10 protein-coding genes are annotated in these 9,508 nt (G+C 68.1%); 7 read left to right on the top strand and 3 right to left on the bottom strand.

From position 1 onward, the window contains the following. Window positions 1-2,424 (top strand): vitamin K epoxide reductase family protein (locus V7702_RS08765; protein WP_335649736.1); only part of this gene is annotated, 2,424 nt, incomplete at its 5' end. On the opposite strand, the gene V7702_RS08760 is transcribed toward V7702_RS08765, so the two are convergent. Continuing rightward, window positions 2,421-2,825: a c-type cytochrome gene (locus V7702_RS08760; RefSeq protein WP_335649735.1), complete on the bottom strand. Its 405-nt coding sequence runs from the start codon at window positions 2,823-2,825 to the stop codon at window positions 2,421-2,423. The two genes, V7702_RS08765 and V7702_RS08760, sit on opposite strands and share 4 nt — an antisense overlap. A gap of 141 nt (window positions 2,826-2,966) precedes the next feature. Here V7702_RS08760 and V7702_RS08755 point away from each other — a divergent pair, with 141 nt between their 5' ends. Continuing rightward, window positions 2,967-3,101, top strand: coding sequence for a hypothetical protein (locus V7702_RS08755; RefSeq protein WP_335649734.1), 135 nt, complete (start codon window positions 2,967-2,969; stop codon window positions 3,099-3,101). A gap of 7 nt (window positions 3,102-3,108) precedes the next feature. On the opposite strand, the gene V7702_RS08750 is transcribed toward V7702_RS08755, so the two are convergent. After that, complete coding sequence (locus V7702_RS08750) at window positions 3,109-3,732, bottom strand: LysE family translocator (RefSeq protein ID WP_335649733.1); 624 nt, start codon at window positions 3,730-3,732, stop codon at window positions 3,109-3,111. Window positions 3,733-3,822: 90 nt separating this feature from the next. On the opposite strand from V7702_RS08750, the gene V7702_RS08745 reads away from it, so the two are divergent. The 3 genes from V7702_RS08745 to V7702_RS08735 all read left to right on the top strand — a co-directional run bounded on the left by V7702_RS08745 (window position 3,823) and on the right by V7702_RS08735 (window position 6,376). After that, window positions 3,823-5,313 (top strand): PAS domain S-box protein, encoded by a 1,491-nt coding sequence (locus V7702_RS08745; RefSeq protein WP_335649732.1) that lies wholly within the window; start codon window positions 3,823-3,825, stop codon window positions 5,311-5,313. After that, window positions 5,306-5,908, top strand: a complete 603-nt coding sequence (gene fixJ / locus V7702_RS08740; RefSeq protein ID WP_335649731.1) for a response regulator FixJ — start codon at window positions 5,306-5,308, stop codon at window positions 5,906-5,908. The genes V7702_RS08745 and fixJ overlap by 8 nt, the downstream gene beginning before the upstream one ends. An 81-nt stretch (window positions 5,909-5,989) precedes the next feature. Continuing rightward, window positions 5,990-6,376, top strand: a complete 387-nt coding sequence (locus tag V7702_RS08735) for a response regulator transcription factor (RefSeq protein ID WP_335649730.1) — start codon at window positions 5,990-5,992, stop codon at window positions 6,374-6,376. Here the strand turns inward: V7702_RS08735 and V7702_RS08730 are convergent. Beyond that, a complete protein-coding gene (locus tag V7702_RS08730) occupies window positions 6,373-6,975 on the bottom strand; it encodes an NAD(P)H-dependent oxidoreductase (RefSeq protein ID WP_335649729.1) in 603 nt (200 codons plus the stop codon). The genes V7702_RS08735 and V7702_RS08730 overlap by 4 nt on opposite strands. Window positions 6,976-7,131: 156 nt before the next feature. On the opposite strand from V7702_RS08730, the gene V7702_RS08725 reads away from it, so the two are divergent. Continuing rightward, window positions 7,132-7,776 (top strand): helix-turn-helix domain-containing protein, encoded by a 645-nt coding sequence (locus V7702_RS08725; RefSeq protein ID WP_335649728.1) that lies wholly within the window; start codon window positions 7,132-7,134, stop codon window positions 7,774-7,776. A 295-nt stretch (window positions 7,777-8,071) separates the two neighbouring features. Then, a complete protein-coding gene (gene hemN, locus V7702_RS08720) occupies window positions 8,072-9,451 on the top strand; it encodes an oxygen-independent coproporphyrinogen III oxidase (RefSeq protein ID WP_335649727.1) in 1,380 nt (459 codons plus the stop codon). Window positions 9,452-9,508: the final 57 nt, after the last annotated feature.

The following is a 9,508-nucleotide window of genomic DNA, read 5'->3' as shown; positions in this document are numbered from 1 at the left end:
GCCGCCGGGAATCTGGGCGCCGCCCTCGCCCAGGGACTGGCCGCAGACTACCAGGTCGTTGGCCTGGATCTGAAAGGCGACAGCGACACCTTTCCGCTCATCGAAGCCGATTTGACGGACAAGGAGTCTATCGAAGAGGCTCTGGGCGAGGTGCGAAACCGCTTTGGCGGCCGGCTCTCCAGCGTCATTCACCTGGCGGCCTATTTCGATTTCAGCGGCGAAGATCATCCGCTCTACGAGAAGCTGAATGTCCAGGGGACGCGGCTCTTCCTCAACGCCCTGCAGGCGTTCGAGGTCGAGCAGTTCGTCTATGCCAGCACCATGCTGGTCCACGCGCCGGTTCGTCCCGGCGAGACACTAGACGAGAGCCAGCCCCTCGACCCTCGCTGGATCTATCCCCAGTCCAAGGCCGCGGCTGAAGCCGCCATAGCCGAGGCCCACGGTCACATCCCCTATGTGCTGCTGCGGCTGGCCGGGGTCTATGACGAGGCGGCCGCCGTCCCGACCCTGTCGCAGCAGATCGCCCGCATCTATGCCCGGGACTTCGAGAGCCACCTCTATTCCGGCGACACCGATGTGGGCCAGTCGATGCTGCACAAGGACGACATGGTCGAGGCCTTCGTCCGGACGGTGGATCGCCGGGGCGAGCTGCCGGCCGACGCGGCCATCCTCGTGGGCGAGCCGGACGCCCTCTCCTACCAGCAGATTCAGGATCAGGTCGGCCAACTCATTCATGGCGAGGACTGGCCGACCCTGCAGGCCCCCAAGCCGATCGCCGCCGCCGGCGCCTGGGCGCAGGAAAAGCTCGAGCCGGTGGTGCCCGACGCCCTGGACCAGGGGGAGAAGCCGTTCATCCGCCCGTTCATGGTGCGGATGGCCGACGACCACTACGCCCTGGACATCAGCCGGGCCAGGTCCTGGCTGGGCTGGACGCCCCGTCACAGGCTGGCCGAGGTGATGCCGGCCCTGGTCCAGGGGCTCAAGGACGATCCGAAGGCCTGGCATGAGGCCAATGGCGTGCCGATCCCGGCTTGGATTGACGACGCCGAAGCCGAAGGGCTCGATCCCGAACAGGTGCGTCAGAGCTACGAGAGCCAGGTTCAGACCGCCCATGGCGCCCATCGCTGGGCGCATCTGGTGAATATGGGCCTGGGCGCCTGGCTGGTGGCGGTCTCCCCCCTTCTGGGCCTCGACGACGACCGGTTTCTCATCAGCCAGCTGGCGTCCGGCTTGGCCTTGATGGTGCTCGGCGGGCTATCGCTCAGCCCGCGCTTCTGGCTGGCGAGATTCGCCGCCGCCGTCGTCGGCCTATGGATCGTCTTTGCGCCCATGTTGTTCTGGACGCCTGCGTCCGGCGCGTTTCTGAACGCCCTGCTGGTCGGGGGCCTGGCCATGGGTTTTGCGCTAGGCTTCCGCCCCGATCCCGGCGTCTCACCCGTGGCCGAGCTCGATGGGCCGACCACGCCGCCGGGCTGGAGCTACAATCCCTCGGACTGGGTCCAGAGGCTGCCGATCATCGCCCTGGCGCTGTTTGGCCTCTTCTTCTCCCTGTCGCTCGCCGCCTATCAGCTGGGCCATATCGACTCGGTATGGGAGCCCTTCTTCGCCGGCGGCCCTGATCCGAAGAACGGCACGGAAGAGATCATCACCTCGGAGGTGTCCGAGGCCTGGCCGATCCCCGACGCCGCCATCGGCGCCCTGGTCTATGCGCTGGAGATCGTCACCGGGATCATCGGCTCGCGGCGCCGCTGGCGCACCATGCCTTGGCTGGTGATCGCCTTTGGTCTGATGATCGTGCCGCTCGGCGTGGTCTCCATCGGCTTCATCATCATCCAGCCGATCGTCATTGGCACCTGGTGCACCCTGTGCCTGATAGGGGCGGCGGCCATGCTGCTACAGGTCCCCTATGCGATGGACGAGCTGATCGCGAGCCTGCAGTTCCTGGCGCGGCGCAAGCGGGCCGGCCATCCGATCCTGCGCACCCTGCTCCGCGGCGACACCGACGAGGGGCCGAACGAGCCCGCCGTCGACGAACTTGCCCGGCCTTTCGGCGCCATAGCCAAGGACATGGTCCAAGGGGGGGTGAACCTGCCCTGGAACCTGGCCCTGGCGACCCTGATTGGCGTCTGGCTGATGTTCACGCGCCTGACCCTGGGCGCAGAGGGCGCAATGGCCGACGCCGACCACCTGATCGGCGCCCTGGTGGTGACCACGGTAGCCATCGCGGCCGCCGACGTGACGCGGACCGCGCGCCTGGCGTTGCCGCTGCTAGGGGTGGCTCTGCTGGTGACACCGTTCACCTTCGAAGGCTCCAATGCTCAGACCGTCGCCAGTCTGGTCTGCGGCCTGGCCCTGATCGCTTTGGCCGTTCCGCGGGGGCCGATCGCCGGCCGCTATGGGCGATGGACCCGCCGGATTGTCTAGATCGGCGCCGCGCCGCCGACGGACGTATATTGCAGATCGCCGTCATGCCCCGGGGTCGCGGCGACCGGTCCCAGGGACTCGATATAGGCGACAATGTCGTTCATCTCGGCGTCGGTCATGTAGATGGGCGGCATCTCGCCGTGACCTTCCCGGGCGATCTGAGCCAGGCTCCGTTCCAGGCCGATCTCGGTGTGCCGCATGCGTATGCTGGCGAAGGCCGGGGCCACAGCGTTGGGGCTGGCCTCGCGCCCGGCCACGGCATGACAGCCTGCACAGGCCCGCAAGACGAACTGCTGGCCGCGCTCGGCGGCAGGGCTGAGGGGCGCCGGCGGCGGGCCCTCGCCGGTCGCGCAGGCTGTCAGCGTCACCGCCAGGATCAGAACCATCAGGACATGGCGCATGGCGTTACCTCCCGCTCGCCCGATCCTAGCCGACCTTCGACCCTGGCCGCGCCTCCGTAGTCCTACCTAGGCGCCGGACCGGAATTTTCGGGCGGCCAAGCTGGGCTGATCTTCTCCGTCACAAGACGAGAGGAGCACCCCATGACTGTCCATGATCTCTACCTGGCCCTGGTTCTGGCGACCTTCGGCGCCTTTGGCGCGACCCTGCTCGGCGTCAGCACCTGGGCCAACATGAGCAAGGCCAATGTGCGTAAGGCCAACAGACGCAACGGTTGACGCCGCCTCAGCCGCCGCGCGTGCTCCAGGCCACCCAGGCCGCCACCGCCACAAGGCCGATGGCGAAGGCGCCCTGCACCCTGCGCGCGCGGCCTGCCTGAGCGATCCAGCCATAGGCTCTCGCCCCTAGCGCCACCAGGCCCAGGTGGACTGCCACCGACACCGCCAGGTGGAGGGCGCCGAGGCTTAGGAAGACCCACGGCCCATTGGTCGTGTCGGCTGGGACGAAGCTCGGGATAATCGTCAGATAGAAGATCAGGGCCTTGGGATTGAGCACGTTGGTCACGAAGCCGCGTCGGACGTCGCGCCAATCGCCCTCCCCGGCCTGGTCAAGCTCAGTCGGGGCCGCGCGGCTGCGCCAGGCGTCGAAGGCCAGCCAGAGGAGATAGGCCACCCCACCCCATCTCAGGACCTGGTAAAACACCGGCTGGCCGGCGGCCATTTGCGACAAGCCTACGGCCGCGGCGACCAGATGCGCGGCCAGACCGAGCGTCACCCCGACCACCGTCAGCAGGCCAGCCCCCAGACCACGACGCGCCGAGACCAGGGCCAGGTAGCCCATGTTCGGTCCCGGCGTCAGCTCGATGAGCGTCGCTGCGATCAGGAACTGCAGGACGGCCGACAGCACCATGAACAGTCCCCTTCCCTGCAGCCCAGACCAATGAGTCCGGCGCGACGTGCGGCTTGCCAAGGCCGGGCCGCCCTTCTACCGCATCTCCTCATGCCTTGGTTCATCCAGGAACGCGAGAACGTTACAGCGGCCTGGCGGCCCTATGCCTGGACGGCGAGCGCCCTGACGGCCTGTGCGGGCGCCTATCTGCTGGCCCAGCCGCTGACGCAGGATAGGACCATCTACCTGATCTTCCTGCCTGCGGCCGTGGTCGGGGGGCTGGCAGGAGGGTTCGGCGCCGCCATTCTGGCCACCCTTGGCGGCCTGGCGGTCGTCGCGGGCCTGGGTGGAACCAGCCTGTTCGCCGATCCCGGCAACCTCCTCGACACCGCCCTCTATCTGATCGCCGGGCTGTGCGTCGGTGGGGCCGGCCACATCCATCAGCGACGAACCGCTCAGGGCGGGGCGGCGATCATGCATCTGGCTGAGAGTGAGGCGCGGCTGCGCTCGATTCTGGAAACGGTGCCCGACGCCATGATCGTCATCGATCATCAGGGCGTCATGCGCGCATTCAGCGTCGCGGCAGAGCGGCTGTTCGGATGGCGGGCGGACGAGGCCATAGGGCGCAACGTCTCGGCCCTGATGCCCAGCCCCTATCGCGAGCAGCACGACTCCTATCTCGCCCGCTATATGCAGACCGGCGAACGGCGGATCATCGGCATCGGCCGGGTCGTGGTGGGCGAACGCAAGGATGGCTCGACCTTTCCCATGGAACTGGCGGTCGGCGAGATGGAGGCCAGCGGCAGTCGCTTCTTCACCGGCTTCGTCCGCGACCTCACCGAACGCCAGAGCACCGAGCGTCGAGTGCAGGACCTGCAGTCGGAGCTGGTCCATGTTTCGCGCCTCACGGCCCTGGGGGAGATGGCCTCGGCCTTGGCCCATGAGTTGAACCAGCCGCTTTCGGCCATCGCCAACTATGTGAAGGGCTCCGAGCGCCTGCTGGACGCCCCTGAGCCCGACCGCGCCAAGATCAAGGGGGCGCTCTCCAACGCCGCCGACCAGGCGCTGCGCGCCGGCCAGATCATCCGGCGCCTGCGGGACTTCGTCTCCAAGGGCGAGGCTGATCGCCGGATCGAGAACCTGCCCCAGCTACTCGAGGAAGCCGGCGCCCTGGCCATGATCGGCGCCAAGGAGCGCGGCGTGCGCCTGCGCTTCGACATCGACCACACCCTCGAGCTCGTCCTCGCCGACAAGGTGCAGGTCCAGCAGGTGGTCCTGAACCTGATGCGCAACGCCATCGACGCCATGGAGGCCTCGCCGCGCCGGGAGCTCACCGTCGCCACCCGGCCCACCGACGATGAAATGGTGGCCGTGATCGTCAGCGACACGGGGCCTGGCATCGCCGAGGAGATGGCCGATCAGCTCTTCCAGCCTTTCGTGACCACCAAGCCGCAAGGTATGGGTGTGGGCCTCTCGATCTCGCGAACGATCGTGGAGGCGCATGGGGGGCGGATCTGGGCTGAGCCCAATCCTGGCGGTGGCACGGTGTTCCGGTTCACCCTTCGCGCGGTGCGGCGTGAGGAGTTGGAGAGCGATGGCTGAGTCCGTGGTGCATGTGATCGATGACGACGAGGCCATGCGTCAGTCTCTGGCCTTCCTGTTGGACACCGCCGGCCTCAGCCCCCTGACCTATGAATCGGCGCCCCAGTTTCTTGCGGCGCTCGATAGCGCCCCGCCCGGCGTGATCGTCACCGACATCCGCATGCCGGAGATGACCGGCCTGGAACTTGTACGGCGGCTGAAGGCCAGAGGCGCGCCCCATCCAGTCATCATGATCACCGGCCACGGCGACGTTCCCCTGGCGGTGGAAGCGATGAAGGCCGGGGTCGTCGACTTCCTTGAAAAGCCCTTCGACGACGAAAGCCTCCTCTCGGCCATTCACGCGGCGCAGGACATCGGGGCCGGCGAAAGCCAGGATCCCGAGCGGGAGCGGGTCCGGAGCATCCTCGACAGCCTCTCCCCTCGCGAGCAAGAGGTGCTTGAGGGCGTCGTGGACGGCAAGCTGAACAAGGTGATCGCTCATGAGCTGGGGATCAGCCCGCGCACGGTCGAGGTCTACCGCGCCAATGTCATGTCCAAGACCGGCGCGCGCGGACTGTCGGAGCTGATCCGCATGGTGCTGCTGATCCGCCCCTGAGGCGTCCTTGCGATGCATCAAGGCGCCGTCGGCGGCGATCCCGGATGGAACGGCTTTCCGCCTTCTTGGTTTGCTCGCCCCATGCCCATCGTCGCCCGCCCCACCCCCATGGTCGTCCTGCTGGATGACGATGCGGCCCTGCGCCAGGCGCTCACCTTTCTGCTGGAGATCGAGGGTTATCAGGTGTTGGCCTGCGAAACCGGCGAGCAGCTCATGACCCAGGCCCTGCCCGAGCGCGACGCGTGCCTGGTGCTGGACTATCGCCTGGAAACCGGCACCGGGCTGGATGTCCTTGAGGCGCTGCGGGCGCGGGGCGTGGCCCTGCCGGCGATCCTGATCACCAGCCCCCCCAAGCCGGACGTGCATGCCCGCGTCGAACGCCTGAAGGCGATCCTGGTGGAGAAGCCGCTGCTCGGCGACCTTCTCCTGGCCCGAATCCACGACGTCCTGGCCCTTCAGGCGCCCTAGGCCGCCGCCGCGCCGAGGCGGCGCGCTCGCGCAAGCCACTGCAGCCGTCGCCGGGGGTCGCGGCCCTCGGCCGGTCCCAACGCCGTCTCCCGGATCGGGCGGAAGCCCGATACCCACAGCACGCCGCGGCTGACGCACTTCAGTCCGTGAGCGAAGAAGAGCAGTCGGAAGATGACGGCCGGCATGCCCATGGTGACGATCACTCGCGCGGATCGGCCAGCCAGCAATCCTTTCAGGCCCTTCTCGCCCCCCGGCGCGGACAGCGCGACGCCATAGCGGAACACCTGCTCCAGGAACGCCTTGAACACCGCGGGCGGGGCGCCGAGCCAAAGCGGGTAGATCAGCACGAGATGGTCGGCGGCGCGCAGGGCCTGCTGCAGTTCGGCGACGACGGGGCTCGCCTCGGCCATGAAGTCGGCCTGAGAGCTGATCGGCGGCAAATCCAGCGCGCCGACATCCACCCGCCGGACGGTGTGGCCGGCAGAGCTCGCCCCCTCGCCATAGGCGGTGGCCAGGGCCGAACAGAGACGGTCCGGCCGGGGGTCGGGATGGCCGTTGACCAGAAGGATGCGGCGCGGCGTCTTGGCTTTGGCGGTCATGGGGCGTCTCCCTGGGTCCACCTTCGGCTCTGGCGCAGCCTTGGGCGTTGACCAAGGTCAAGCCGAGCCTCCGTAGGGCTACTTAGGTGAAGCCCCCGAATTTCGAGGCGGCGGCCGTGGCGCGACTATTCGGTCAACGGCTCAAGGAACCCCGCCATGACCCTCGCCTACGCACCGTCCGCCCACGTCGGCGTCACCGCTCTGTCTGAAGTGATGGAGCGGCTGGGCCTGAGAATGAACTTCGCCAAGGACGAAGAGATCTTCTGCCAGGATGAGGAGGCCGACCTGACCTACCTCGTCGTCTCCGGCGCGGTGCGCACCACGCGCCTCCTGAGCGATGGCCGACGGCAGGTGGGCAGTTTCTACTACCCGGGCGACCTGGTGGGGCTGGAGACCGGCGACATTCACCGATTTTCCGCCGAGGCGCTCAGCGACAGCCTCCTGCTGGTGGTCAAGCGCAGTGCGCTGAAGACCTTCGCCGGCGACGAGGCCGTGGACCGCGCCATCTGGGAGGCGACCCGCCGCGAGCTAGAGCGCGCCCAGGAGCATCTGCTGGTGCTTGGGCGCAAGACCGCCTGTGAAAAGGTCGCCTCCTTCCTCATGGATCTGGCCGAACGCGAGGGTGGCGAGCCGATCTCCCTGCCCATGGGCCGCCAGGACATGGCTGATTATCTCGGACTGACCATCGAAACCGTCTCGCGGATGCTGACCCAGCTCCAGGGCGCATCGGTGGTCGAGTTCGACGGCTGCCGTCGCTTCCGCGTGAAGCGTTGGGATGCGCTGGAACGTCTCGCCGAATAGACCTCCGTTTCGCGGCCCAGCCCAGGCCGCCGAACGGTTCGTCGGGATAGGAGCCTGTGGACCGGACGACCATCGCCTCGGCCCCGGCCTCCGGCTTCAGCGCCCGCCGGCGCGGCTATCCCCCTGCCCCCGTACGCCATCGGGACCCGCAGAGCCGCGCCGGCGATCTTCTTCCACCGTCTGTCGCCTGGAGCCTGCCCTTTTTCGAGGGTGGGCTCCTCTTTTCCTTTTTCGCCAGCACGGCCTTTGACATCGGTCAGGGCGGAGCCGGCGCCGCTTCAGCAGGCTCATCCCCATGACCGTGCTCTACAATCCCCACGCCCTCGCCGACGCACACCTGATCGCCAAGTACGACGGTCGCGCGCCCCGCTACACCAGCTATCCCACCGCCGTGCAGTTCACGCCCGACGTGGATGAGGCGACCTATCGCGGCTGGCTGGCCGCCCTGCCGCCGGGCGATCCGGTCTCGGTCTACATGCACATCCCGTTCTGCACGCGGCTCTGCTGGTACTGCGGCTGCAATACCCGGGCGGTGACCAGACGCGAGCCCATCCGCGACTATGTCACCCTGCTGATGCGCGAGCTCGCCACCCTGGCGCAGGCCCTGCCGGCGCGGCTGGAGGTGCGGGACATCCATCTGGGCGGCGGCTCGCCCAACATGCTGAGCGTCGAAGAGCTGCACATCATCTTCGCCGGACTGCGCCAGACGTTTGCGGTCACCCCTGACGCCGAGATCGCCGCCGAGCTGGATCCCGCCGTCCTGTCGGGCGACTGGATCGCCGCCGCCGCCCGCCATGGCCTGTCGCGAGCGAGCCTCGGCGTCCAGAACCTGGCGCCCGAGGTCCAGCAGGCGGTCAACCGGCAGGAGCAATTCGAGGAAATCGCCGACTGCGTCGAAGCCCTGCGGGCCGCCGGCGTCGGCTCCATCAACCTCGACCTCATGTATGGCCTGCCCCACCAGACCACCCGCAACACGCTGGCCACCCTGGACGCGGTGCTGACCCTGCGGCCCGAGCGGCTGGCCCTGTTCGGCTACGCCCATGTGCCCTGGATGAAGGCCCACCAGCAACTGATCGACGAGGCCGCCCTGCCTGGTCCCGCCGAGCGCCTGGAACAGAGCCAGGCCGCCGCCGAGCGCCTGAAGGCCGAGGGCTATGTTCAGATCGGCCTCGACCACTTCGCCCTGCCCGAGGACACCCTGGCCAAGGCGGTGATGCACGGTAGCCTCCACCGCAACTTCCAGGGCTACACCACCAACTTGGCCGGCACGCTGCTGGGCCTGGGCGCCTCGGCGATCGGCACGACGCCGGGCGGCTATGTGCAGAACGTCACCGCCGAGCTCGGCTGGCGTCAGGCCGTCGGCGAGGGTCGCCTGCCCATCGCCCGCGGCGTGGCGGTGACCGACGAGGACCGCTTCCGCGCCGACATCATCGAGCGGCTGATGTGCGACTTCTCCGTCGATCTGGCCGCCGCCTGCGAACGGCATGGCCGCGAGCTGGCTGAGCTAGAGGACGCCATCGCCCGACTGCATGACTTCCGGCAGGACGGCCTGGCGACCTGGGACGGGCGCACGCTCAGCGTGACGGCCCGGGGCCGAATGCTGGTGCGCTCGATCTGCGCCCTGTTCGACGCCTATCTGGCGCCAGACGCCCAGCGCCACGCCAAGGCGATATGAGCACCGCCTCCGCCACTGACATTTCAGGCCAAATGTCCTAGGTCCTGACGCCTGGAG

The organism is Phenylobacterium sp. (genome assembly GCF_036963605.1).
GTDB lineage: Bacteria > Pseudomonadota > Alphaproteobacteria > Caulobacterales > Caulobacteraceae > Phenylobacterium.
This window is presented reverse-complemented; position numbering and strand designations above follow the sequence as displayed.

Bases quoted from the DNA above. Each gene is read 5' to 3' on its own strand.
- V7702_RS08760 (WP_335649735.1), bottom strand. From the start codon at position 2,825: ATGCGCCATGTCCTGATGGTTCTGATCCTGGCGGTGACGCTGACAGCC.
- V7702_RS08755 (WP_335649734.1), top strand. From the start codon at position 2,967: ATGACTGTCCATGATCTCTACCTGGCCCTGGTTCTGGCGACCTTCGGC.
- V7702_RS08750 (WP_335649733.1), bottom strand. From the start codon at position 3,732: ATGGTGCTGTCGGCCGTCCTGCAGTTCCTGATCGCAGCGACGCTCATC.
- V7702_RS08745 (WP_335649732.1), top strand. From the start codon at position 3,823: ATGCCTTGGTTCATCCAGGAACGCGAGAACGTTACAGCGGCCTGGCGG.
- fixJ (WP_335649731.1), top strand. From the start codon at position 5,306: ATGGCTGAGTCCGTGGTGCATGTGATCGATGACGACGAGGCCATGCGT.
- V7702_RS08735 (WP_335649730.1), top strand. From the start codon at position 5,990: ATGCCCATCGTCGCCCGCCCCACCCCCATGGTCGTCCTGCTGGATGAC.
- V7702_RS08730 (WP_335649729.1), bottom strand. From the start codon at position 6,975: ATGACCGCCAAAGCCAAGACGCCGCGCCGCATCCTTCTGGTCAACGGC.
- V7702_RS08725 (WP_335649728.1), top strand. From the start codon at position 7,132: ATGACCCTCGCCTACGCACCGTCCGCCCACGTCGGCGTCACCGCTCTG.
- hemN (WP_335649727.1), top strand. From the start codon at position 8,072: ATGACCGTGCTCTACAATCCCCACGCCCTCGCCGACGCACACCTGATC.